Source organism: Caballeronia sp. M1242, from assembly GCF_017220215.1.
In the GTDB taxonomy this organism is placed as follows: Bacteria; Pseudomonadota; Gammaproteobacteria; order Burkholderiales; family Burkholderiaceae; genus Caballeronia.
This window is the reverse complement of record NZ_CP071129.1, coordinates 2,542,550-2,567,061: the sequence shown is the minus strand read 5'-3', so window position 1 is coordinate 2,567,061 and position 24,512 is coordinate 2,542,550. Positions and strand designations below refer to the sequence as shown.

The 24,512-nt window shown below is 64.5% G+C and carries 22 protein-coding genes and 1 pseudogene; 18 read left to right on the top strand and 5 right to left on the bottom strand.

The features are described 5' to 3' along the window. Positions 1 to 44: 44 nt before the first annotated feature. The 4 genes from JYK05_RS11935 to msrQ all read left to right on the top strand — a co-directional run bounded on the left by JYK05_RS11935 (position 45) and on the right by msrQ (position 5,284). Positions 45 to 2,288: a cytochrome c biogenesis protein ResB gene (locus JYK05_RS11935; RefSeq protein ID WP_206467143.1), complete on the top strand. Its 2,244-nt coding sequence runs from the start codon at positions 45 to 47 to the stop codon at positions 2,286 to 2,288. Between the two features lie 4 nt (positions 2,289 to 2,292). Next, the gene (gene ccsB / locus JYK05_RS11930; protein WP_206467142.1) at positions 2,293 to 3,495 is read left to right on the top strand and encodes a c-type cytochrome biogenesis protein CcsB; all 1,203 of its coding nucleotides are present in this window, start codon (positions 2,293 to 2,295) and stop codon (positions 3,493 to 3,495) included. A 128-nt stretch (positions 3,496 to 3,623) separates the two neighbouring features. Further along, on the top strand, positions 3,624 to 4,613 hold the full coding sequence (gene msrP, locus JYK05_RS11925; protein WP_206467141.1) for a protein-methionine-sulfoxide reductase catalytic subunit MsrP: 990 nt from the start codon (positions 3,624 to 3,626) through the stop codon (positions 4,611 to 4,613). Positions 4,614 to 4,615: 2 nt separating this feature from the next. After that, positions 4,616 to 5,284: a protein-methionine-sulfoxide reductase heme-binding subunit MsrQ gene (gene msrQ / locus JYK05_RS11920; protein WP_206467140.1), complete on the top strand. Its 669-nt coding sequence runs from the start codon at positions 4,616 to 4,618 to the stop codon at positions 5,282 to 5,284. Between the two features lie 49 nt (positions 5,285 to 5,333). Here msrQ and lysA read toward each other — a convergent pair whose 3' ends face one another. Together lysA and JYK05_RS11910 are read right to left on the bottom strand one after the other, a co-directional pair. After that, positions 5,334 to 6,596 carry a diaminopimelate decarboxylase gene (lysA, locus tag JYK05_RS11915; RefSeq protein ID WP_206467139.1) on the bottom strand — a complete coding sequence of 421 codons (1,263 nt, stop codon included), beginning with the start codon at positions 6,594 to 6,596 and terminating at the stop codon, positions 5,334 to 5,336. Positions 6,597 to 6,641: 45 nt separating this feature from the next. Then, a complete protein-coding gene (locus tag JYK05_RS11910; protein ID WP_175946476.1) occupies positions 6,642 to 6,965 on the bottom strand; it encodes a lipoprotein in 324 nt (107 codons plus the stop codon). A gap of 35 nt (positions 6,966 to 7,000) precedes the next feature. Between JYK05_RS11910 and cyaY the strand changes: the two genes are divergently transcribed. Beyond that, a complete protein-coding gene (cyaY, locus tag JYK05_RS11905; protein ID WP_206467138.1) occupies positions 7,001 to 7,318 on the top strand; it encodes an iron donor protein CyaY in 318 nt (105 codons plus the stop codon). A gap of 21 nt (positions 7,319 to 7,339) precedes the next feature. On the opposite strand, the gene JYK05_RS11900 is transcribed toward cyaY, so the two are convergent. After that, a complete protein-coding gene (locus JYK05_RS11900) occupies positions 7,340 to 9,757 on the bottom strand; it encodes a penicillin-binding protein 1A (RefSeq protein ID WP_206467137.1) in 2,418 nt (805 codons plus the stop codon). Positions 9,758 to 10,007: 250 nt separating this feature from the next. On the opposite strand from JYK05_RS11900, the gene pilM reads away from it, so the two are divergent. The 12 genes and pseudogenes from pilM to ugpQ all read left to right on the top strand — a co-directional run bounded on the left by pilM (position 10,008) and on the right by ugpQ (position 22,128). Next, a complete protein-coding gene (gene pilM, locus JYK05_RS11895; protein ID WP_206467136.1) occupies positions 10,008 to 11,006 on the top strand; it encodes a type IV pilus biogenesis protein PilM in 999 nt (332 codons plus the stop codon). After that, positions 11,003 to 11,689: a fimbrial assembly family protein gene (locus tag JYK05_RS11890; RefSeq protein ID WP_175946483.1), complete on the top strand. Its 687-nt coding sequence runs from the start codon at positions 11,003 to 11,005 to the stop codon at positions 11,687 to 11,689. Before pilM ends, JYK05_RS11890 begins: the two co-directional genes overlap by 4 nt. After that, on the top strand, positions 11,686 to 12,549 hold the full coding sequence (gene pilO, locus JYK05_RS11885; protein ID WP_175946484.1) for a type 4a pilus biogenesis protein PilO: 864 nt from the start codon (positions 11,686 to 11,688) through the stop codon (positions 12,547 to 12,549). The genes JYK05_RS11890 and pilO overlap by 4 nt, the downstream gene beginning before the upstream one ends. Beyond that, a complete protein-coding gene (locus JYK05_RS11880; RefSeq protein ID WP_371826384.1) occupies positions 12,546 to 14,075 on the top strand; it encodes a type IV pilus secretin PilQ in 1,530 nt (509 codons plus the stop codon). Before pilO ends, JYK05_RS11880 begins: the two co-directional genes overlap by 4 nt. A 115-nt stretch (positions 14,076 to 14,190) precedes the next feature. Further along, a complete protein-coding gene (locus JYK05_RS11875; RefSeq protein WP_175946485.1) occupies positions 14,191 to 14,742 on the top strand; it encodes a shikimate kinase in 552 nt (183 codons plus the stop codon). Further along, the gene (gene aroB / locus JYK05_RS11870; RefSeq protein ID WP_206467135.1) at positions 14,742 to 15,839 is read left to right on the top strand and encodes a 3-dehydroquinate synthase; all 1,098 of its coding nucleotides are present in this window, start codon (positions 14,742 to 14,744) and stop codon (positions 15,837 to 15,839) included. The genes JYK05_RS11875 and aroB overlap by 1 nt, the downstream gene beginning before the upstream one ends. 29 nt (positions 15,840 to 15,868) lie before the next feature. Next, positions 15,869 to 17,107, top strand: coding sequence for a deoxyguanosinetriphosphate triphosphohydrolase (locus JYK05_RS11865; protein WP_206467134.1), 1,239 nt, complete (start codon positions 15,869 to 15,871; stop codon positions 17,105 to 17,107). Positions 17,108 to 17,154: 47 nt separating this feature from the next. After that, on the top strand, positions 17,155 to 18,480 hold the full coding sequence (ugpB, locus tag JYK05_RS11860) for a sn-glycerol-3-phosphate ABC transporter substrate-binding protein UgpB (RefSeq protein ID WP_206467133.1): 1,326 nt from the start codon (positions 17,155 to 17,157) through the stop codon (positions 18,478 to 18,480). Between the two features lie 60 nt (positions 18,481 to 18,540). Next, positions 18,541 to 19,425 (top strand): sn-glycerol-3-phosphate ABC transporter permease UgpA, encoded by an 885-nt coding sequence (gene ugpA, locus JYK05_RS11855; protein ID WP_175946489.1) that lies wholly within the window; start codon positions 18,541 to 18,543, stop codon positions 19,423 to 19,425. After that, the gene (gene ugpE, locus JYK05_RS11850) at positions 19,422 to 20,267 is read left to right on the top strand and encodes a sn-glycerol-3-phosphate ABC transporter permease UgpE (RefSeq protein WP_206467132.1); all 846 of its coding nucleotides are present in this window, start codon (positions 19,422 to 19,424) and stop codon (positions 20,265 to 20,267) included. Before ugpA ends, ugpE begins: the two co-directional genes overlap by 4 nt. An 18-nt stretch (positions 20,268 to 20,285) precedes the next feature. Next, positions 20,286 to 21,370: pseudogene (locus JYK05_RS11845) on the top strand (sn-glycerol-3-phosphate import ATP-binding protein UgpC). Between the two features lie 11 nt (positions 21,371 to 21,381). Further along, complete coding sequence (gene ugpQ, locus JYK05_RS11840) at positions 21,382 to 22,128, top strand: glycerophosphodiester phosphodiesterase (RefSeq protein WP_206467131.1); 747 nt, start codon at positions 21,382 to 21,384, stop codon at positions 22,126 to 22,128. A 27-nt stretch (positions 22,129 to 22,155) separates the two neighbouring features. On the opposite strand, the gene JYK05_RS11835 is transcribed toward ugpQ, so the two are convergent. Together JYK05_RS11835 and JYK05_RS11830 are read right to left on the bottom strand one after the other, a co-directional pair. After that, a complete protein-coding gene (locus tag JYK05_RS11835) occupies positions 22,156 to 22,533 on the bottom strand; it encodes a DUF883 family protein (RefSeq protein ID WP_175946495.1) in 378 nt (125 codons plus the stop codon). Between the two features lie 237 nt (positions 22,534 to 22,770). Beyond that, positions 22,771 to 23,496: an OmpW family protein gene (locus JYK05_RS11830; protein ID WP_371826383.1), complete on the bottom strand. Its 726-nt coding sequence runs from the start codon at positions 23,494 to 23,496 to the stop codon at positions 22,771 to 22,773. Positions 23,497 to 23,703: 207 nt separating this feature from the next. On the opposite strand from JYK05_RS11830, the gene JYK05_RS11825 reads away from it, so the two are divergent. Next, positions 23,704 to 24,411, top strand: a complete 708-nt coding sequence (locus JYK05_RS11825; protein ID WP_175946496.1) for a transposase — start codon at positions 23,704 to 23,706, stop codon at positions 24,409 to 24,411. The last annotated feature ends 101 nt before the right edge of the window (positions 24,412 to 24,512 follow it).

Here is a 24,512-nt window from a genome sequence, read left to right as displayed (position 1 = left end):
ACCGCTTACGTCTCCACCCTTTTTTGCTGTCAGCCGGAGTTTGAATGAGCATCACCACATCGGGATTGCAGTCGAAATCGAGCCGTCGCGCCATGAAGCATTTCGTCGAGCTCGTGAGTTCGATGCGCTTTGCCATCGCCTTGCTGGTCGTGCTGGCGATTGCGAGCATCATCGGCACCGTGCTGACGCAGGAAGACCCGTATCCCAACTACGTCAACCAGTTCGGCCCGTTCTGGGCGGACATCTTCCGCGGCCTGAGCCTCTACAACGTGTACAGCGCGTGGTGGTTCATGCTGATCCTCGTATTCCTCGTGATTTCGGTGTCGCTGTGCGTCGTGCGCAATGGCCCGAAGATGATCGCGGATATCAAGAACTGGAAGGATCGCGTGCATGAAGGCAGCCTGCGCGCGTTCCATCACAAGGGCGAGTTCCTGGTTGGCGCGGATCGCGCTCAGACTGCTGCGACGCTCGAACGCCTCAGCGCGAAGATGGGCTATCGCTTCGTCCGGCGCGAGACCGACACCGGCGCGACGCTGATCGCCGGCAAGCGCGGCGCGCTCACGAAGCTGGGCTATATCTCGGCGCACCTCGCGATCGTCGTGATCTGCATCGGCGGGTTGCTGGACAGCAATCTGCCGATCAAGCTGCAAATGTGGCTCTTCAACAAGACGCCGGTCGCCACGAACGCGGTCATCAACGACATTCCCGCCGAACATCGCCTTTCCACGTCGAACCCGACGTTTCGCGGCTACGCCTGGGTGCCGGAAGGGCAGTACGTCGGCACGGCCATTCTGAATCAGCAGGACGGCTCGATCATTCAGGACCTGCCGTTCTCGATTCAGCTCGACAAGTTCATCGTCGATTACTACTCGACCGGCATGCCGAAGCTCTTCGCGAGCGATATCGTCGTGATCGACCACAAGACCGGCAAGCGCATTCCGGCGCGCGTCGAAGTGAACAAGCCGTTCACGTACGACGGCGTGTCCATCTATCAATCCAGCTTTCAGGACGGCGGCTCCAAACTCGAAATGACCGCCTGGCCGATGACGGGCGGCAGCGCGAAGACCTCGCCCTTCAACGGGACGATCGGCGGCACCGCGCCGGTTGCATCGCAGTTCGCGGGCGCGCAGGGCGAAACCGTCGAATTCACGGATTTCCGCGCGATCAACGTCGAGAACATGACGGACGGCAGCGGCGCGCCGGATGCGCGCGGCGTCGGCAAGAAGGAAACGCTGCGCGACGCGTTCGACGAGCGTCTCGGTTCCGGCGCGAAGACGTCGCGGCCGACGGATCTGCGCAATATCGGCCCGTCGGTGCAGTACAAGGTGCGCGGCACGGACGGCCAGGCGCGCGAGTACAGCAACTACATGCTGCCGGTAGATGTCGGCGGTCAGCGAATGTTCCTCGCCGGCATGCGCGTGAGCCCGAACGATCCGTTCCGCTATCTGCGCATTCCCGCCGACGAGCAAGGCTCCGTCAAGCAGTGGATGAACTTGCGCGCCGCGCTGCAAACGCCCGCGACGCGCGCCGCGGCGGCTCACCGATTCGCCATGCGCTCGGTGCCGCAGGAAAACGCCGAGTTGCAGAAGCATCTGGAAGAAAGCGCGCTGCGCGTGCTGAACCTGTTCGCCGGCGCGGACGCAAACGGCGCGACGAGCGCGAATGGTCAGATGAACGGCGGTTTCCAGAGCATCGCCGCATTTATCGACAAATCCGTGCCGAAGGGCGAACAAGAAAAGGCCGCGGGCCTGCTGATGCGCATGCTGGAAGGCGCCATGTGGGACGTCTGGCAACTGTCGCGCGAGCAGAACGGCGAGCCGGACGCGAAGATCGACGAAAAGAGCACGGCGTTCGTTCAGGCTTCCATCAACGCGCTTTCTGACAGCTTTCTGTACGGTTCTCCCGTCTTCCTGCAACTGGATTCGTTCAAGCAGGTGCAAGCCTCGGTATTCCAGTTGACGCGCGCGCCGGGTAAAAAAGTGGTGTATCTTGGCAGCCTTCTGCTGGTCGTCGGCATCTTCTCGATGTTCTATGTTCGTGAACGCCGGCTCTGGTTCTGGCTCAAAGATTCGGGGCAGGGCGGCGCAAGCGTGCTGATGGCCATGTCCACAGCGCGCCGGACGCTCGACTTCGAGAAGGAATTCGAGCGCACGCGGGCGTCGGTCGGCGCGGCGCTGGGCGCTTCGCCGATCGACCCGGCCGCGCCACCGACCGCTCAGAATGCGCCGGCGTCCGCCGCGCCGCAATCGCAATCCGAAGCCGCGAGCTCGGAAGTTTCATCACGGTAAGATCATGGACCTCACACAGACTTCCTCCCACGCCTCCGCCAAGACGGAACGTCCGGCATCGAGCCTTCCCGATGTCGCCGTGTTCGACGACCGTCCGTTCTTCCGCAGGCTCGGCGCGCTCGATTGGCTGTTCGCCCTCGCGATGGTCGCGGGCGCGGGTTTCGCGCTCAACCGCTATCACGCGTACATGGACGGGTACGACACGGCGGTGCTGGTCGGCGCCGTGCCGACCTTCGTCGTGCTCGGCTGGCGCTGGAAGCCGGTGCGCTTGCTGATCGCGCTGATCGCGGTCATGTCGCTGCTGTCGATTCAGCTTTATCAGCACGATCTGGCGCGCGCCGACACCAATTTCTTCCTCAAGTATTTCCTGTCTAGCCAGTCCGCGATTCTGTGGATGAGCGCGCTCTTCATTCTCGCCACGCTCTTTTACTGGATCGGGCTCGTCACGCGGTCGCAGACGGGCGGCGCGATCGGTTCCCGCATGACCTGGGTCGCCGTGCTGATGGGCTTTACCGGCATGATGGTGCGCTGGTACGAGTCGTACATGATCGGCAGCGACGTCGGCCACATTCCCATTTCGAATCTGTACGAAGTCTTCGTGCTGTTCTGCCTCATCACGTCGCTGTTCTACCTCTACTACGAGCAGCATTACGCCACGCGGCAAATGGGCGCGTTCGTTCTGCTCGTGATCAGCGCGGCCGTCGGCTTCCTGATGTGGTATTCGATTGCGCGCGACGCGCAGCAGATTCAGCCGCTCGTACCCGCGCTGCAAAGCTGGTGGATGAAGATTCACGTGCCGGCGAACTTCATCGGATACGGCAGCTTCGCGCTTTCCGCGATGGTGTCGGTCGCGTATCTCGCCAAGCAGCGCGGCGTGCTGGCGGACCGCCTGCCGTCGCTCGAAGTGCTCGACGACGTCATGTACAAGTCGATCGCGGTCGGCTTCGCGTTCTTCACCATCGCGACCATTCTCGGCGCGCTCTGGGCGGCGGAAGCGTGGGGCGGCTACTGGAGCTGGGACCCGAAGGAAACGTGGGCGCTGATCGTCTGGCTGAACTACGCGGCGTGGCTGCACATGCGGCTGATGAAGGGCCTGCGCGGCGCGGCGGCGGCGTGGTGGGCGCTCACGGGTCTGATCGTGACGACGTTCGCGTTCCTCGGCGTCAACATGTTCCTGTCGGGCTTGCACAGTTACGGCAAGCTGTGAGCCGGCCGGCATAGAAAAAGGAGAAACCGCCATGCGTCGCGCTGGCGGTTTTTTTTCGTTTGGGCGCGGAATACGGGCACTGGTTCTGCTGTTTGCCTGTGTATCGCGAAAGCAAAGGAGTCGGCTCCATGTGGATCAAACGTAATGGCGCGCTTTACGGCGACGACATCCCCCGTCACGAGATCACGCCGCGCGACGTGTTCGAAAACCGCCGCCGCGCGCTGCGTTCGTTGGGCGCGCTAGCGGCAACGGGACTCGCGGGCGCGAGCGGTCTCGCCCACGCGACGCTGACTTCGCCCGATGCGAAGGGTCAGAAGCTCGCCGCGAAGACCAATGCGAAGTTCGTCGCGCTTGACAAGCCGACGCCGCTCAAAGACGTCACCACCTACAACAACTTCTACGAGTTCGGCACCGACAAGGGCGATCCGGCCGAGCACGCGGGCACGCTGCGTCCGCGGCCGTGGAGAGTGTCGGTGGAAGGCGAGATCAAGAATCCGAAGGTCTACGACATCGACGAGATCCTGAAGCTCGCGCCGCTGGAAGAGCGCATCTACCGGCTGCGATGCGTCGAAGGCTGGTCGATGGTCATTCCGTGGATCGGCGTATCGCTGTCCGAGTTGATCAAGCGCGCCGAGCCGACGGGCAACGCGAAGTACGTGCAGTTCATCACGCTCGCGGACCGTTCGCAGATGCCGGGCCTCTCCACGCCGATCCTCGACTGGCCGTATTCCGAGGGTCTGCGCATGGATGAAGCGATGAACCCGCTCACGCTCCTGACTGTCGGCCTGTACGGCGAAGTGCTGCCGAACCAGAACGGCGCGCCGGTGCGTATCGTGGTGCCGTGGAAATACGGCTTCAAGAGCGCGAAGTCGCTGGTCAAGATCCGCTTCGTGGAAAAGCAGCCGCCGACGAGCTGGAACACCTACGCGCCGAACGAATACGGCTTCTATTCGAACGTGAATCCGAACGTGGATCACCCGCGCTGGAGCCAGGCGACGGAACGGCGCATCGGCGAGGACGGATTCTTCACGCCCAAACGCAAGACGCTGATGTTCAACGGCTACGGCGATCAGGTCGCGTCGCTGTATCAGGGCATGGACCTCAAGAAGAACTTCTGACCATGCCGACGGCAACCGATATCAAGACGGCGCAGCCGCGGGCGCGCGCACAGACGGGGCCGCGCTGGATCGTGCCCGCGAAGGTCGTCGTGTTCATTGCCGCGCTGTATCCGCTCGCGCGCCTCGTGCTGCTCGGCGTGACGGGCGTGCATGGCGGGCTGGGCGCGAACCCGATCGAGTTCATCACGCGCTCGACCGGGCTCTGGACGCTCGTATTCCTGTGCATCGCGCTCGCCATCACGCCCGCAAGACGCCTGACCGGCGTGACCGCGCTCGTGCGCTTTCGCCGCATGATCGGGCTCTTTGCGTTCTTTTACGCCGCGCTGCATTTCACGACGTACTTCTGGTTCGACAAGTGGTTCGACGTCGCAGAGATTCTGAAGGACATCGGCAAGCGGCCGTTCATCACGGTCGGATTCGCGGCGTTCGTGTTGCTGATTCCGCTCGCCGTCACATCGCCCAAAGCGATGGTGCGCAAGCTCGGCCGACGCTGGCAGACGCTGCATCGCGCGATCTATGTCATCGCCGCGCTCGCCATCCTGCACTTCTGGTGGATGAAGGCGGGGAAGCACGATCTGATACTGCCGAAGATCTATGGCGCGATCGTGATTGCGTTGCTCGGCTGGCGTCTCGTTGTGTGGCTGAAGGCGAAAGCCGCGACGCGCGCATGAAAAAAGCGATGCCTCGGCATCGCTTTTTCGGTCTGCGTTCGAGCGAGCGTCAGTCCGGCAGGATCGACTCTCCGGCGAACAACTGCCGCACCTCTTCGCGTTGGCGCACGAGGCGGGCGCGCTCGCCGTCGACCATGATTTCGGCGGCGCGCGGGCGCGTGTTGTAGTTCGAGCTCATCACGAAGCCGTACGCGCCGGCCGAGCAGATGGCGAGCAGGTCGCCCGGCTCGACAGCCAGATCGCGATCGCGTCCGAGCCAGTCGCCGCTTTCGCAGACGGGGCCGACCACGTCGTACCGGTGCGCGGGCGCATCTCGCTTCACGACCGGCACGATGCGATGAAACGCCTCGTACATCGCGGGGCGCGCGAGGTCGTTCATGGCGGCATCGACGATTGCGAAGCTCTTCACCTCGCCCGGCTTCAGGTATTCGACGCGCGTCAGCAGCACGCCCGCATTGCCGACGAGCGAGCGCCCCGGCTCGAAGTACACTTCCCGCTGACCGTGGCCGCGCTTTTGGATATGCGCGAGCAGCGCGCGCACGAAATCGCCGATATCGGGCGGCGTCTCGTCGTCGTACGTGATGCCGAGACCGCCGCCGACGTCCACATGACGAATGGACATGCCGTCCGCTTCGATCTGCTCGACGAGTTCGAGCAGTTTGTCGAGCGCGTCGAGATACGGGCTGATTTCCGTGATCTGCGAGCCGATATGACAGTCGATGCCGACGACGTCGAGATTGGGCATCGCGTGCGCCTCGCGATACGTCGCGCGCGCGTCGCTGAACGCGACGCCGAACTTGTTCGACTTGAGGCCCGTGGAGATGTACGGATGCGTCTTCGCGTCCACGTCCGGGTTCACGCGCAACGAAACCGGCGCGCGCTTGCCGAGCGACTTTGCCACTTCGTTGAGCGCGTGCAGCTCGGGAATCGACTCGACGTTGAAGCATTTGACGCCCGCTTCCAGCGCCTCGCGCATCTCCGCCGCCGACTTGCCGACGCCCGAAAACACCGTGTTCTCCGCCTTGCCGCCCGCCGCGAGCACGCGCGCCAGTTCGCCCGACGAGACGATATCGAAGCCGGCGCCCATGCGCGCGAACACGTTGAGCACCGCGAGATTGCTGTTGGCCTTCACGGCGACATGCACGACCGCGGGGCGTCCGGCGCACGCATCGGCGTAAGCGCGATAGGCGCGCGTCAGCGCATCGCGTGAATAGACGTAGAGCGGCGTGCCAAACTGCTGCGCGAGCGACGCGGCGGAGACGCCTTCGGCGTGCAGCACGCCGTCGACATAATGGAATGCGGAATCACTCATGCGTGCTTGGAATGGAAGATGCGCGGTGCGCGAAGAGCTTGCCGGTCACTCGGCCGACGACGCGGCTTTCGGTGCCGCGGGCGTCGATTTGAGGTCGGTCTCGGGAGCGAGCGAAAGCGGTGCGCCGGACGTGTCGGGCACGTCGCCCGCCGCGTTCGCTCCGGTCTTGCCGGCGCGCGACGCGGTTTCGTCGCCGGGAGTCACGTCGGAAGGCGGCGTATCCTGAAGGTTCTCAGGGCGCTGCGGCATGGGAGGCACGACGGGGAGATAAAGCGGACCGCGTTGCCCGCAACCGCCGAGCGTGAGCGTGGTCGCGGCACAAACGCTGACAGCCGCTACAATCGCGCTCATCCTGAAAACAGCTCGCATGACCGTCCCTGTACATAGAATCGATGGAGTTTAGCATGACAGACCAGGAATACCTGACCTTGGCGGAGGCCGTGCTGACGGCGATCGAGCGGTCCGTCGACGAGGCCGAAGCGGACATCGAATTCGAGCGAAGCGGCAACGTGTTGACGCTCGAATTCGAGAACCGGACGAAGATGATCGTGAACCTGCAGCCGCCGAAACACGAGGTCTGGCTCGCGGCGAAGGCGGGCGGATTCCACTACAAGTACGTCGACGGCCAGTGGCGCGATACCCGCGATAACAGCGAGTTTTTCGCGGCGCTGTCGCAGCATTCCACCGCGCAGGCAGGCGAGCCGGTCAGCTTCAAAGCGTGACCGGCGCGGGGCGCGCGACGCTTATTGCCCCTTGAACAGATTCATGATGTCCTGCTTTTCCTGTTCGCCGACGTCCGGCGTAGGCGTGGGCGCGGTCACGCCCGACACGCCGCCTTCCTGCGGCGGCGCCTGACTGACGCCGATGGTCGCGATGAACCCGTGGCCCGGCGTCATGTCGTCGTAGTACAGTTCGCCGCCGAGCGATTTCACGTCGGGCGGCATTAACGGCTTGTACTCGGGCACGCCTTGCAGCGCGCGGCTCATGTAGTCCATCCAGACCGGCAGCGCGAGCCCGCCGCCGGTTTCCTTGTCGCCAAGGCTGCGCGGATTGTCGTAGCCGACCCACGCGATCGCCACGAGCGAACGCTGGTAGCCGGCGAACCACGCGTCGCGCGAATCGTTCGTCGTGCCGGTCTTCCCGGCCAGATCACTGCGCTTGAGCTGATTCGTCTTCGCGGCCGTGCCGTGCTGCGCGACGCTTTGCAGCAGGCTGTTCATCACATACGCGTTGCGCGGCGTGATGGCGAGCGGCGCGCTCTGCTGCGCGACGAGCGGTTGCGGATGCGACACGACCGCGCCGTACGGGTCGGTGATATCGGCAATCAGATACGGATTCACGCGATACCCGCCGTTCGCGAACACCGCGTAGCCGGCGGCCATTTGCAGCGGCGTGACGAGACCCGCGCCGAGCGCCATCGGCAGATAGGCGGGATGGCGGTCGGCGTCGAAGCCGAAGCGCGTGATGTACTGCTGTCCGTACTTCGTGCCGATGGTGTTCAGAATGCGGATCGACACCATGTTCTTCGACTTCTGTAGCGCGGTGCGCATGGTCATCGGGCCGTCGAAGCCGCCGCCGTAGTTCTTCGGCTCCCACGCCTGGCCGCCGGTTTCCGCGGCGCTGAAGAAGAGCGGTCCGTCGTTGATGATCGTCGCCGGCGACAAGCCCTTCTCCAGCGACGCCGAGTAAATGAACGGCTTGAAGCTCGACCCCGGCTGACGCCATGCCTGTGTGACGTGGTTGAACTTGTTCTTGTTGAAGTCGAACCCGCCGACGAGCGCGCGGATCGCGCCGTCCTGCGGCACCATCGAAATGAGCGCGCCTTCCACTTGCGGCAGTTGCGTGATGGTCCAGTCGCCGTCGTCGTTCTTCACGAGCCGCACGATGGCGCCCGGACGAATGCGCTGGTTCGGCTGCGCGCGCGGCGAAAGCGCGTTCGCGACGAAGCGCAGATTGCTGCCGCTCACGGTGGCCACGTTGCCGTCGATGAAGCTCGCCTTCACTTCCTTCGTGCTCGCCGCCGTCACAACAGCCGCGACGATTTCGCCGTTGTCCGGATGCTCGGCGAGCGCGTCGTCGATAGCCTGTTCGCGGTCGTCCGCGTTCGACGGCAGATCGATGAAACCCTCCGGCCCGCGATAGCCGTGACGCCGTTCGTAGTCCATCAAGCCTTTGCGCACGGCGTGATACGCGGCGTCCTGATCGGCGGAATCGATCGTCGTCACGACGTTGAGGCCGCGCGTGTACGCTTCCTCGCGATACTGCGCGTACATCATCTGGCGCACCATCTCCGCGACGTATTCGGCGTGAACGCTGAACTCGCGCCCCTGGCCCTTTACGACGAGCGGCTGCTTGGCCGCTTGTTCGTACTCGTCCTCGGTGATGAAGCCGAGTTCGCGCATGCGCTGAAGGATGTACTCCTGGCGCACTTTCGCGCGCTTCGGATTGACCACCGGGTTATACGCCGACGGCGCTTTCGGCAGACCGGCGAGCATGGCGGCTTCCGCGAGCGTGATGTCCTTGAGATCCTTGCCGAAATAGACGCGCGCCGCGCTCGCGAAACCGTAGGCGCGCTGCCCGAGATAGATCTGATTCATATACACCTCGAGAATCTGATCTTTCGTCAGTGCCCGCTCGATCTTGTACGCGAGCAGCATTTCGTAAATCTTGCGCGTATAGGTCTTCTCGCTCGACAGGAAGAAGTTTCGCGCGACCTGCATGGTGATCGTGCTCGCGCCCTGCGATGCGTGGCCGTTCGTCAGCGCGACGCTGCCCGCGCGCAGAATGCCCGTCAGATCGACGCCGCCGTGGTCATAGAAACGCGCGTCTTCGATGGCGAGCACCGCCTTCTTCAGATGATCGGGCACGTCCTTGATACGTACGACGCTGCGGCGCTCTTCGCCGAATTCGCCGATTAGCACGTGATCCGCCGTATAGATGCGCAGCGGCACCTTCGGACGATAGTCGGTGAGCGCTTCGAGCGACGGCAGGTTCGGCATCGCGACGACGAGCGCATAGCCCAGCACCAGTCCAGCACAGACGATCAGCGCGAAAACGCTGACGAGAAAACCGAGAAACAGCCGCGTGTACCAGGGGCGTGATGCCTTCTTAGGCCGTTCGGGCGGCGTGGCAGGCGGATTGGTCGGGGAAGAGGATTGCATAGCACCACCAAAAACAGTCCCGCGATTATAGCCGTCCGGGTTTCGGGTTTTTCCTAGGGACTCCAGACACCTGACCGATGCATCGCGCTGGCTTTTCCACCTCCAACAATACCCGCGATAGCCCCGCAAAACATCCTGCCACCGCACGCGTTAGCCATTCGGCCGAATGTTCGCCATGCGCCGCCGTCGCGACAATTCTTCAATGCATGCGCACGAACGGTTCGGCGCGCGAGTAAGAGAAGGAGTGGTCATGAGAAACGAAAATGCCTTGCGCGGCACGATGCTGACGGTGACGCGCCGGTTCGCGGCGGGCATCGACGTGAGCGAGGACGCGGTGCGCATCGCCGTGTTGAGCCGGCGTCTGAAAAGGGACTCGACGGTGTGCGTCGAGCATCTGGATAAAGTGCCGCTCGCGCCGGGCGCGGTGGTCGGTAGCGAGTTCATCGACCGTGCCGCCGTCGTCGCCGCGCTGCGCGAAGTGGTCGCGCGCCTGCCGCAGAACGGCGCGTGGCGGGCGCTGCGTTGCGCCATGGGACTGCCGGCGTCCGCGACGCACACCACGCGCGTGCCGCTCGCGCGCCTGATCGAATTGCGCGAGCCCGACATGGCGACCCTTGGCGCCGACCCTTGCGGACTGCTCGAACCTGCGGTGCTCGCCGAAGCCGAGCGCGTGTCGGGCATCGAGCGCAGCGCGCTGGCGGTCGACTGGTCGGTGCGATCGCGCGAGGGCGGCCAGCCGGACGTTGCCATTTCCGCGACGGCGCGTCAGCACGTCGAAGCACGCGTGGAAACGGCGGCTGCGGCGGGCATCGCGCTGTGCGCCATCGACGGCGAGCCCGCCGCAGCGCTGCGCGCGATGCGTCATTCCGGCAGAACGGAGCTGGGTTCCGAGGCGCGCTACGTGGCGTGCTGGCTCGAAGGCGGGGGCTTGCACGGCTGGCTCGTGAACGCGGGTGAAGTCGAGCGCGATTTGTTCTATCCGGCGCCGGAGTACGGCAGCGCCTTGGACGCGCTGCGCGATCTGGCGGGCGCCGCGCCGCTCGGCGGCATCTTCGTGGGCGGGCAAGAGCAGTTGCTGAAACAGGCCGGGCTTTCCCTCGAAGCGTTGACCGAGGTCTTCGGCTGTCCGGTGCTGCCGTTCGAGTCCGCGCCGTATTGCCACGGCGCATCCGAGATCGCGGGCGCGCTGAAACATTCGCCGGTCTTCGCGGTGGCCTTCGGACTCGCACTGCGCGAGGTGCTGCAATGACGAGCGCCGCCATTGTCGAAGGATTCAACCTGCTTCCTCATCGAGCGCTGAAACGTCGCTCGGTGCGGCGTCAGCGGATCGCGATTCTCGCGGCTGCCGGGCTGGCGGGATGCGCGGCAGTCGGCGGCGTCGTCGGCTGGGACGCGTTCGAGCGGGCGCGTCTCGACCACCGCCGCATCGCGCTCGAAGCGACGCTGCGCGCATCGAGCGCGCAGATCGACGAGCACGCCCGGCTGCTGCGCGTCGAAGGCGAACGGCGTCGCGCGCGCGAGGCCGCGCAGCCGCTCGCCGCCCCGCGCGATCGCTTTCTCGCGCTTCTCGATGCGCTCGCGGACGGACCGGCTTCGAGCGAAGTCGCGCTGCAACGCGTCTCGCAACGCGCGGAAGAAGTGGAACTGGCCGCGCTCGCGCCCGACTCGCAGACGGCGGCGCGCTGGCTCAAGCGTCTGGAAGGGCTGCGCGGCGTGCAATCGGTGGAAGTCGTGGAGATGAAGCGGCGCGCCGACACCGTGTCGCCGGGCAGGCGCGAACCCGTCGCGCCCGTCGCGCCCGTTGCGCCCGTTGCGCCCGTTGCGCCCGCCGCCGACCGTTACGAGTTCACGGCGCTCGTGCGCTATGCACCGGCGGCCGGCAAGCCGATACCGGCGAGCACGAAAGCGTCGATCACGAGGAGAGCCCGATGAGCACGATCAGCATGAATTTCCCCGCGCGCCCGCGCCAGCCGCTTCTTCAGCCGCTCGATCAATGGTCGAAACGCCGGACTGCGATCACGGCGGTGGCGCTTGCATTCGTCGTCTTCGCGCTGGCTTTGCAAACCTGGCGGAACGCCGGCTTGAGTCAGCGGGATGCGAGCCGCGCCGCGCTCGCCGCGACGCAGCGCAAGCTGGACGACGCAGGGCGCGTGGCTGCCCAACTGCCCGATCTGCGAACCCGCGTGGCGGCCAGCGCGATGAAGCCCGAAAACTGGACCGCCGGCGATGCGCTGCACGCCGTCGCCGCGCTCGCCGCGCAGAACGGGCTGCGCGTGACCGAGATCGATCCGCAAGCATCGAAAAGCGGTGCGCCGAAAACGGCGCTGGCGCCCTCCGAACGCGCGCTGACGTTTCGCGCGGAAGGCGCGTTTCCCGAGATACGACGCTTTCTGGAGGCACTTTCCGGACTGCCGCGCCTTGTTATTCCGGAGGCGGTGCAGATCAGGCGGCAGGCGGGCGCGCTGACCATCGACGCGACGCTGCGCATCCACGACACATTGCCCGCCGTGCCGCTCGCGGAGCCGCCGCGCATGGACGCGTTCGTCGTCGATCCTTTCGCAAAGGACGGCGCTGCCGGTTCTTCGCGCGGCGCGGGCATGCTGCTCGTCGGCACCTTCGTCGGACGGCATCGCGCGATGGCGGTCGTGCAGAGCGCCAAGAGCGTCGAGCATGTCGAGCCGGGGCAGACAATCGGCGGTGAGCGGCTCGAGCGCGTGCAGCCGCGTGTCATCCAGCTCGTGAGCGGCGAAGGCACGTCGCGCACGCTCACGTTCGCGGAGGATGGCAAGTGAGCGCGGCCGTTTCGATCCTCCGCGCCGTCGGCGTCGCTGCGCTGGTGATCGCGCGCGCGGTGAACGCGGCAGAAATTGGCGATGCCCCGGTTGCGCCGTTGCCGCCGCTGCCCGCTTCGTTCGATACCTTGCCGACCGACCAGTTCGCCATCGATACGAGCATGCCGGCAGCGTCGGCGTCGCCCGTGATCGTGCCGCCGCCTGCGGGCACGTCCGCGCAGCCGGCCGCGAGTGCCGACGAGCCGCTCGAAGGCCCGCCCGTGCCGCTGCCGAAGCTGCAACGGCTGAGCGCATCGGATAACGCACGCCCCGCCGCCGACGACGGCAAGCCGATCACGCTCGACCTCAAGAACGCGGACCTGAGCGCCGCGCTGCAGAGCTTCGCGCGCTTCACCGGGCTCAACATCATCGCGAGCGAAAAGGTGCGCGGTCAGGTGTCGATCAACTTGGCTTCCGTGCCCTGGCGGCGCGCGTTCGATACGCTCCTCGACGTCAACGGGCTTGCCATGGAGCAGCACGGCAACGTGATCTGGGTCGCGCCGCTCGCCGAACTCGCCGCCCGCGAAAAGCTGCGATACGAAGCGCATGCGCGCGCCGCCGATCTCGAACCGCTCGCGAGCCGCACGTTCCTGCTGCGCTATCCGCGCGCCGAGGACGTTCGCAAGCTGCTCACCGGCTCCGGCACGCAGCGCGTGCTGTCCAAGCGCGGTTCTGCGATGGCCGATGCGCGCACCAACCTGCTCTTCGTCACCGACCTCGACGCACGCGTGCAGCAGATCGCCGATCTGATCGCCTCGATCGACAAACCGACGCCGCAAGTCATGATCGAAGCGCGGATCGTGGAGGGCGAGACCGGGTTGTCGCGCAATCTCGGCGTGAAACTGGGCGTCGCGCCGACGGGCGATGCGGCGCGCGGGATCGCAGGCGGCAAGGACGGCGTGGTATACGATCTGTCGGCGCAGCCTCTCAATGGCTTCGACGCGGCGACGGCCGGCCTCACGCTCTTCGCCGCGCAAGCCACGCGGCTGCTGGATATCCAGCTGAGCGCGCTCGAAGCCGAAGGGCGCGGGCAGGTCGTGTCGCGGCCGCGCGTCGTGACGGCGGACCGCGCGAAAGCCATCGTCGAGCAGGGCACGGAGTTGCCGTATCAGGCGAAAGTCGGCAATGGCGTCTCCGGCGTGCAGTTTCGCCGCGCTGCGCTCAAACTGGAGGTCGAGCCGCAGATCACGCCGCACGGTCATGTCGTGCTGGATCTGGATGTGGCGAAGGACAGCGTCGGCGAACAGACCGTGTCCGGGCCCGCCATCAATACGAAGCACGTGCAGACGCGCGTCGAAGTGGAGGACGGCGGCACCGTGGCGATCGGCGGCATCTATTCGGACGACGACCGCGAGGACGTGACGGGCGTGCCGGGACTGATGAGACTGCCGCTCATCGGCTGGCTTTTCCGTCACGACGGGCGTCGCAGGGCGCACAGCGAGCTTGTCATCCTGATCACGCCGCATGTGATTGCGTCGGACGGATAGCGGCACGCTGATGGCCGGCGGAGCGCGAATTGGCGCGGCGGGCGCGACTCGACAAAGCGGGCGGTTTGCCCTTAAGCTGCCGCACGAACAAATTCGATACCGTAAAGGATTGACGTTGCAGGAAGGGCACGCGAACGCGAACATTTTTTTCGTCGGACTCATGGGGGCGGGTAAAACCACCGTGGGCCGCGCGGTTGCGCGCCGTTTGCAGCGCGATTTCATCGACTCGGACCTGGAGATCGAGGCGCGCACGGGCGCGCGTATCCCGGTGATCTGGGAACTGGAAGGCGAGAGCGGGTTTCGTCAGCGCGAAGTCAATGTCATCGACGAACTGTCGCAGAAGAGCGGCATCGTGCTCGCAACGGGCGGCGGCGCGGTGCTGCGCCCGGAGAACCGGGAACATCTGAAGAATCGCGGCATCGTCATCTATTTGCGCGCCAATCCGCACGATCTCTGGCAGCGCACGCGCCGCGACAAGAACCGGCCGCTTTTGCAGACAGACGACCCGCGCGGCAAGCTCGAAACGTTGTTCCGCACGCGCGACCCGCTCTATCACGAGTGCGCGCACTTCGTCGTGGAAACCGGCCGCCCGACCGTCAACGCGCTCGTCAACATGGTCCTGATGCAACTGGAGGTGGCCGGCGTCATCAAGTCGGCTAAGTCATAATGTCCGCCATGATTACCCCAACGATCACCGTCAATGTCGAACTGGGCGAGCGCGCCTATCCCATTCATATCGGCGCGGGTCTGATTGGCCGCACCGAGCTTTTCACGCCGCATATCAAGGGTTCGTCGGTCGCGATCGTCAGCAATTCCACGGTCGATCCGCTCTACGGCGACACCTTGCGCGCCGCGCTCGAACCGCTCGGCAAGAAGGTGACGACCGTCGTGCTGCCTGACGGCGAAGCGCACAAGAACTGGGAAACGCTCAACACTATCTTCGACGCGCTGCTGTCGAACCGCGCCGACCGCAAGACCACGCTCATCGCGTTGGGCGGCGGCGTCGTCGGCGACATGACCGGCTTCGCGGCGGCATGCTACATGCGCGGCGTGCCGTTCATTCAGGTGCCGACCACGCTGCTGGCGCAAGTGGATTCGTCGGTGGGCGGCAAGACCGGCATCAACCATCCGCTCGGCAAGAACATGATCGGCGCGTTCTACCAGCCGCAAGCGGTCATCGCGGATATCGGCGCGCTGCATACGCTGCCTGAGCGCGAACTGGCGGCGGGCATTGCGGAAGTCGTCAAGACGGGCGCAATCGCCGATGCCGAATTCTTCGACTGGATCGAAGCGAACATCGGCGCGTTGAATGACCGCGGCGAAAGCGCGCTTGCGCACGCGGTCAAGCGTTCGTGCGAGATCAAGGCTTCGGTGGTAGCGTCGGACGAGCGCGAGGGCGGACAGCGCGCCATCCTCAATTTCGGCCACACGTTCGGCCACGCGATCGAAGCCGGCCTCGGCTACGGCGAATGGCTACACGGCGAGGCCGTCGGCTGCGGCATGGTGATGGCGGCGGATCTTTCCGTGCGCCTCGGCAGGCTCGACGATGCCGCGCGCAAGCGGCTCGTGCGTGTGATCGAAGCGGCAAAGCTGCCCGTCCGCGCGCCGAAGCTCGGCGACGACCGTTACATCGACCTGATGAAGGTCGACAAGAAAGCCGAAGCCGGCGAGATCAAATTCATTCTGCTGACCCGCTTCGGCGCGACGGAAATCACCGGCGCGCCCGATCAGGCCGTGCGCGAGACGCTCGCTGCCAGCGTCTGATCAATCGGGCATCAGCCGGGACCACGACGATGCACGACGAAGCGGAGCCGCCGGTGAGCGAAACAGAAGCTGGATTTGGAGTGCCTTCGTCGCTTGCGCTCGAAGCGCATCTCGCGCCGTACGCGGCGCGGTCGGCGTTGTCGCGCGGGCGCCGGCATGCGGAGCCGCCGCCCGCCGCACGCACGGAGTTTCAGCGCGACCGCGACCGTATCGTGCATTCGACCGCCTTTCGACGGCTCGAATACAAGACGCAGGTCTTCGTCAATCACGAAGGCGACCTCTTTCGCACGCGTCTTACGCATAGTCTCGAAGTCGCGCAGATCGCGCGGTCGGTCGCGCGCAATCTTCGCCTCAACGAAGATCTGGTCGAAGCGATTTCGCTCGCGCACGATCTCGGCCATACGCCGTTCGGTCACGCCGGCCAGGACGCGCTCAACGAATGCATGCGCGATCACGGCGGCTTCGAACACAACTTGCAGAGCCTCGCGGTCGTCGATCAACTCGAAGAGCACTACGGCGCGTTCAATGGCCTGAACCTGTGCTTCGAAACGCGCGAAGGCATTCTCAAGCATTGCTCGCGCGAAAATGCGCGGCAACTCGGCGATCTCGGTGAGCGGTTTCTCACGGGCAAACAGCCTTCGCTCGAAGCACAGATCGCGAATGTCGCCGATGAAATCGCGTACAACAATCACGACGTGGACGACGGCCTGCGCTCCGGCCTCATCACGCTCGACCAGCTCGCGGAAGTGAGCTTGTGGCACACGCATTTCGAAGCGGCTCGCGCGGAGTTTCCCGCCATCGAAGGGCGCAGGCTGATTCACGAGACCATTCGGCGGATCATCAACACGCTGATCGTCGATCTGATCGAAGCCACGAGCCGCAATCTCGCGCGCGCCGCGCCGGCCTCGCTCGACGACGTGCGCAATGCGCCGCCGCTCGTCGCCCATAGCGACGAAGTCGCCGCGCAAGCCGCCACGCTGAAGCGTTTCCTGTTCAAGAACCTGTACCGGCATTACCGCGTCATGCGCATGGCCAATAAGGCAAGGCGCGTCGTGACCGGTCTCTTCGACGCCTTCACCGACGATCCGCGCCTTCTGCCGCCGGCGTATCAGGCGCGCATTGCGGCAGCGGAGGAGTCGGCGAACGATCCCGCCGCGCCCAGCCACAACAGCACGCAGGCGCGGCTCATCGCGCATTACATCGCGGGCATGACGGATCGGTACGCACTAAAAGAATATCAACGCCTGTTTGTCATCGACAACAACTAACATCGCGCGATTCACGCGCAGACGTTCGACAACCGGAGACTCACTCGATGCGATGCATGCCCTCGTTCCGTTCCCTCTCGGCCGCGGCCATTCTGGCTTTCGGCGCTAGCACGGCGGCTCAGGCCGCGACGGAAATCCAGTTCTGGCACGCGATGGAAGCCGCCCTCGGCGAGCGCGTGAACGACATCGCGAACGACTTCAATGCATCGCAGAGCGATTACAAGATCGTGCCGGTGTTCAAGGGCACGTATGACCAGACGCTCGCGGCGGGCATCGCGGCGTATCGCAGCGGCAACGCGCCCGCGATCCTGCAAGTCTATGAAGTCGGCACCGCGACGATGATGCAGGCGAAGAAGGCCGTGCTGCCGGTCTACGACGTCTTCAAGCAGGCGGGCGTTCCGCTCGACGAGAAAGCGTTCGTGCCGACCATCTCCGGCTATTACAGCGACGCGAAGACCGGGCATCTGATCTCGATGCCGTTCAACAGTTCCACGCCAGTCCTGTACTACAACAAGGACGCGTTCAAGAAGGCGGGCCTCGATCCGAACCAGCCGCCAAAGACCTGGGCCGATGTCGAAGCCGATGCGAAAAAGCTCAAGGCCGCGGGCTACTCGTGCGGGTATTCGTCGGGCTGGCAGAGCTGGATTCATCTCGAGAACTACAGCGCGTGGCACGCCGCGCCGTTCGCATCCAAGAACAACGGCTTCGATGGCCTCGACGCCACGCTCGAATTCAACAAGCCGCTGCAGGTCGCGCATATCCAGTTCCTGCAGAACATGGCGAAGGACGGCACGTTCACGTATGTCGGCCGCAAGGACGAGCCCGTCTCGAAGTTCTATAGCGGCGACTGCGGGATCATCACGAATTCGTCGGGATCGCGGGCGACCATCCAGAAATACGCGAAGTTCGAGTACGGCGTCGGCATGATGCCGTACGACGCGAGCGTGAAGGGCGCGCCGCAGAACGCGATCATCGGCGGCGCGAGTCTGTGGGTGCTCTCGGGCAAGGACCCGGCGGTGTACAAGGGCGTCGCGAAGTTCCTCGCGTATCTGTCGTCGCCGAAGGTGGCGGCGAAGTGGCATCAGGACACGGGTTATCTGCCGGTGACGACGGCCGCCTACGAACTCACGCAGAAGCAGGGCTTCTACGACAAGAATCCCGGCGCGGACATCGCCATCAAGCAGATGTTGAACAAGCCGCCGCTTGCCTACACGAAGGGCTTGCGCCTCGGCAACATGCCGCAGATCCGCACGGTCGTCGATGAGGAACTGGAGCAAGTCTGGGCCGGCAAGAAGACGCCGCAGCAGGCGCTCGATTCTTCCGTTCAGCGCGGCGACGAACTTCTGCGCCGCTTCGAGAAAAGCGGCGGCTGAACAAGACGCTCGACGCTTAAGCGCCCGCGACTCGCGCGGGCGCGCTTGAAGGACATGTCAATGGAAAAACGGTCTCGTTTCGACGCGAGCGTCTTGCCGTATCTGCTGGTCGCGCCGCAGCTCGCCATCACCGCGCTCTTTTTTCTGTGGCCGGCGGGCGAGGCGCTCTGGCAGGCCACGCAAAGCCAGGACGCATTCGGCACATCGAGCGAATTTGTGGGCTTCGCGAACTTCAGGCAGCTTTTTGCGGACCCGCTCTATCTTTCGTCGTTCAGTACGACGATGATTTTCTGCGCGCTCGTGACCGTGTCGGGCCTCGTGATATCGCTCGTGCTCGCCGCCTGCGCGGATCGCGTGACGCGTGGCGCGAAGGCGTATCAAACGCTGCTCATCTGGCCGTATGCGGTCGCGCCCGCCATCGCTGCGGTGCTGTGGTCGTTTTTGTTCAACCCGAGCATCGGGCTCGTGACGTATGCGCTCGCCAAAGAGGGCATCGTCTGGAATCACGCGCTCAATGGCACGCAGGCGATGTTTCTCGTCGTGCTCGCGTCCGTCTGGAAGCAGGTCAGCTACAACTTCCTGTTCTTCTACGCCGGGCTTCAGGCGATCCCGCAATCGCTGATCGAAGCCGCCGCCATCGACGGCGCCGGTCCCGTGCGACGTTTCTTCGGCATTGCGCTGCCGCTCCTTTCGCCGACGACGTTCTTCCTGCTCGTCGTCAATCTGGTCTACGCGTTCTTCGATACCTTTCCCGTCATCGACGCCGCGACGGGCGGCGGACCCGCGCAATCGACCAAGACGCTCATCTACAAGATCTTCGCGGAAGGGTTTCAGGGCCTCGACATCGGCAGTTCCGGCGCGCAGTCCGTCGTGCTGATGGTGATCGTCGTGGCGCTCACCATCGTGCAGTTCCGCTTCGTCGAACGCAGGGTGCAATATTCATGATCGAGAATCGCCGCGGCTTCGATATCTTCTGTCATGCGGTGCTGATACTCGGCGTCGCGCTGGTCGTGTTTCCGGTCTATGTCGCGTTCTGCGCGGCCTCGATGAGCGCGAAGGAAGTCTTCACCGTGCCGCTTTCGCTCATCCCGAGCACGCATCTGTTCGAGAACGTCGCGCATATCTGGACGCACGGCAGCGGCAACGCCGCCGCGCCTTTCGGGCGCATGCTCGTCAACAGTCTCGTGATGGCGCTCGTCATCTCCATCGGCAAGATCGCGGTGTCCATCATTTCGGCGTACGCCATCGTGTTCTTCCGCTTTCCATTGAAGAACCTCGCGTTCTGGCTAATCTTCGTCACGTTGATGCTGCCAGTCGAAGTGCGCATCTTTCCGACGGTGCAGGTCGTTTCGTCGATGCATCTCGCGAACACGTATGCCGGGCTCACGCTGCCGCTCATCGCCTCGGCGACGGCCACGTTCCTGTTCCGCCAGTTCTTCATGACGCTGCCCGACGAACTGATGGAAGCGGCGCGCATCGACGGCGCGGGGCCGCTGCGCTTTTTCTGGGACGTGGTGCTGCCGCTTTCGAAGACGAACATCGCGGCGCTATTCGTCATCACGTTCATCTATGGCTGGAATCAGTATCTCTGGCCCATTCTCATCACCAACGAGCAGTCGCTGCAAACGGCGGTGGTCGGCATCAAGAGCATGATCGCCTCGGGCGATACGGCGACCGAGTGGCATCTCGTGATGAGCGCGACGCTGCTCGCGATGCTGCCGCCGCTCGCGGTCGTGTTGACGATGCAGCGGTGGTTCGTGCGCGGCCTCGTCGATGCGGAAAAATAATAAGGAGAACCGGGTTCAATGGCTGCACTGACACTCCAGGGCGTCAAGAAGACTTACGACGGCAAGCAGTACGTACTGCATGGCATCGACGTGGCGGTGAACGACGGCGAGTTCGTCGTGATGGTCGGGCCTTCGGGCTGCGGCAAGTCGACGCTTCTGCGCATGGTCGCGGGCCTCGAAAGCGTGTCGGAAGGCACGATCGAGATCGGCGGGCGCGTGGTGAACAAGCTGGAGCCGAAGGATCGCGATATCGCGATGGTCTTTCAGAATTACGCACTTTATCCGCACATGAGCGTCGCGCAGAATATGGCGTATGCGCTGAAGATCGGCGGCGCGGACCGCGCGACCATCGAGAGTCGCGTCGCGAATGCCGCGCGTATTCTCGAACTCGAACACCTGCTCGCGCGCAAGCCGCGCGAGCTGTCGGGCGGGCAACGTCAGCGCGTGGCAATGGGGCGCGCGATCGTCCGCGAGCCGGCCGTCTTTCTCTTCGACGAGCCGCTCTCGAATCTCGACGCCAAGCTGCGCGTGCAAATGCGCCTCGAAATACAGCGCCTGCATGCGCGTCTCGCCACCACGAGCCTGTATGTGACGCACGATCAGATCGAAGCCATGACGCTCGCGCAGCGCGTGATCGTGATGAACAAGGGCCGCGCGGAGCAGATCGGTGCGCCGACGGACGTGTACGAGCGTCCCGCGTCGGTGTTCGTCAGAGCTTTATCGGTTCGCCCGCGATGAATCTGCTCGAAGGCCGCTTGTCGGAAGATGGTTCGGTGTTCGAAGTGGCGCACGGCGGACCGAAGCTCCCGGTTGTGGGCGCGCAGGGATTGACGCGCGATATGTGCGGGCGCGAGTGGATCATGGGCATTCGCCCGGAACACATGACCCCCGGCTATATCGAAACGGCTAGCGCCACGCTCGACGTCGATTCGGCCGAATTGCTCGGCGCGGACAATCTCGCGCATGGCAAGTGGGGCAAGCATGACGTGGCGGCGCGCTTGCCGCACGCGCATCGGCCGCAGCGGGGCGAGAAGCCGCTGGTTTCGGTGCCGGCGCGGCAACTGCACTTTTTCGATCCGGCTACCGGATTGCGCGCCAATTGAGGAGAATCGCGATGAGAACCTGGCCGTATCCCGCTATCGTCGCGCATCGCGGCGGCGGCAAGCTCGCGCCGGAGAACACGCTCGAAGGCATCCGGACGGGCGCGCGTCTCGGCCTAAAGATGATCGAGTTCGATGCGAAGCTGTCGGCGGACAACGTCGTGTTCCTGCTGCATGACGACGACGTGGACCGCACGTCCAACGGCCACGGCGCGGCGAAGTCGATGATTTATGCGCACTTGCGCGCGCTCGACGTCGGGTCGTGGTTCAGCGAGGAATTTGCCGGCGCGCACATGCCGACGCTCGCGGAAGTGCGCGAGCTGTGCGCGTCGCTGAATCTCGCGGCGAACGTGGAGATCAAGCCGTGTCCGGGGCGCGAAGTCGAAACGGGCGAAGTCGTCGCGCGCGAGGCGGCGCGTCTTTGGAATGGCGCCGAGCCCGCGCCGCTGCTGTCATCGTTTTCGTTCGAGGCGCTGGAAGCCGCGCGCAACGCCGCGCCCGATCTGCCGCGCGGCATGTTGTACGAGCGCGTGCCGGCGGACTGGCGCGAGCAGACCGCGGCGCTCGCGTGTGTCTCGCTGCATGCGGACCATCGTTCGCTCGACGAAACGCTCGTGCGCGACATCCGGGACGCGGGCCTGCGCGTGCTCGCCTACACCGTGAACGATCCCGAGCGGGCACGCCTGCTCGCGCGATGGGGCGTCGATGCGATCTGCACGGACCGCATCGACATCATCGGCGCGGACTTCCTTGGCAGCTAGCCGGGCGTAGAGTCGGGCCGAGAAGCGTCAGCGGGCGCGCGCCAGCAGCACGCCCGCGAGCAACGCGAGACCGCCGACCAGCGCGATGGTTCGCCACGGCCTGTCGCGCAAGTAGGCGTCGGCGTCGTCCATGACCGCGGCGGCGCGCTCGCGCACTGCCGCTTGCGAGTCGTTCAGACGGGCGCGGGCCGCGTCCACTTGGTCACTGATGCGCGCGCGCAGCATCGCGGCATCGGCGGATGCGCCTTCGCCCAAGAGCTCTTCGAGTTCGGAAAGCAGCGCGCGCAGTTCGGTGCCGATATCTTCGGCAGCCTCGCGGCCGTGGCGCGCCATGCGGCGTGCGCGGCGGCTCGTGCTGTTCCATGAATCTCCGATGGCGTCTCGCGTGTTAGGCAGTGCGTTCATGATCGCTCCGTCGATGGATGAATCGTGGATGGATGACACTCCGCTTTCGCGGCGGAAAGTGCCATTGAGCAAGTTGGATGCCGGTGCCAGCGCGCAATGCACAGGCCGTTGACGCGTAATTACTGCATGACATGCGCCGCCGCGCAAGTCACATTTACAAGGCGCGTGTAAAAGAAAACGCCGTCATGCTGACTGCACGACGGCGTTCGGACTGCATAGCGAATGTTGCTCACGCGATCAGAATCGATAGCCGACGCGCAGATACGTCACGATCGGATTGATGGTGATCTTCGCCTGCGACTGCACGTTAAGCGTGCCGACCGGCGTTTGCGCTTGCGTGCTCAACTTGGCGGTCGCCTTCAACGGAATGAAGGACACGGAGAACGCCGCGAACCAGTGTTGTGTGAAATTGTACTGAGCACCCAGGTTGAAGACCGGCGCCCACGAACTATCCGTATCGACGGTGGTCGGACCATGCAGCACGGTGCTCTCGAATGCGCCGTTGCTGATCTGCGCATCGGTGAACCAGGTGCGCGTCACGCCGATGCCGGCAAAGGGGCGGAATTTCGCGTCAGGAGCGTTGAAGAAGTATTTGAACAGCAGCGTGGGACTCCACTGCTTGGCGCTGCCGATCTTGCCGTACTGCGAAAGCGTTCCGGTTCCGTTGAGATCGAACGAGGGCGGAATGCCTATCTCGAACTCGCTGGCAATGTGGTCGGTGATGAAATAGCCCAGCGTGAAGCCGGCGGTATCAGCGCTTCCGATGCCGGCGCCCGTGCCGGGTACGCTGATATTAACGGGAGATCCGCCTACACTTGTTTCTTTGAGCGGACCGCTGCTGTCTTGCGGTGCAAAGTGAAACCAGCCTGCAGTTGCGTAGATGGACCCAGCCGATTGCGCGTGTGCCGCGGTGGACACACATGCGAGCGCTGCGATCCCCGCCATGACTTGTTTTAATTTCAATTTGTGCTCCTCCTGAAAGCACGCCCATTATGAACACATCATTTCAAAGTCACCATAGCGGCACGGTAGAGCATTTTCCCTAGGGCGAGAGACCGCTTCGGAGTCCCGTTGCACGGCCCTTGCATGCGTCTTGTGTTCCCGCTGCAGCAGCGTCTCCAGTCAGCCCCCGCTTGGGGTAACACAAACGCGACCCATGGAATATCCAGAATGGCACGGCTTGCACGACTCTACGTCCCCGAACAGCCGCAGCATGTCATCCTGCGCGGTCTCGACCAGCAGCCCGCCTTCGTCGACGACCAGGACTACGAGCTTTTCATCGAATGCCTGAGGACGGCCTCACGCGATCACCATCTCGCCATCCACGCTTATGCGCTGATGCCGCAAGCCGTCCATCTGCTCGTCACGCCCCGCGACGAGGCCAGCTTGCCCAAGGCGATGCAGGCGGTCGGCCGGCGTTACGTCGCGCACTTCAACCGGCGTTACACGCGGCGCGGCACATTGTGGGAAGGCCGGTATCGCGCGACGGTCATCGAGGGAGAGCGGTACTTTCTCCTGGCCACGCGCGTCGTCGAGATGGCGCCGGTGCGCGCGCAGCTCGTCGCGTCGCCGCAGGACTACAAGTGGTCGAGCTACCGGCATCACATCGGGCTGACAGTGGATTCGCTGATCACGGACCACTCGCTGTTCTGGCTGCTCGGCAACACGCCGTTCGAGCGCCAGCACGCGTACAAGGAACTGAGCGAGCAACCGCTCGACGAGCGCGAGACGACCCGTCTGCTTCAGGCGACGCTCAAGGGCTGGGTGCTCGGCAGCGATTCGTATCGCGAGTGGGCGGCGCGCGCCGCGAACCGCCGCGTGTCGCCGCTGCCGCGCGGGCGGCCGCGCAAAATCCGGGAAACGCCCCAGACGCAGTGAGAGCGCCGCGCCGTAATAAACGGCGGCCCGATTTGCGGGACGCCGTTTATTTTTGCCGCTTTATGATATGGCACCAAATAAAAGAGGCCGCTATGCACCAT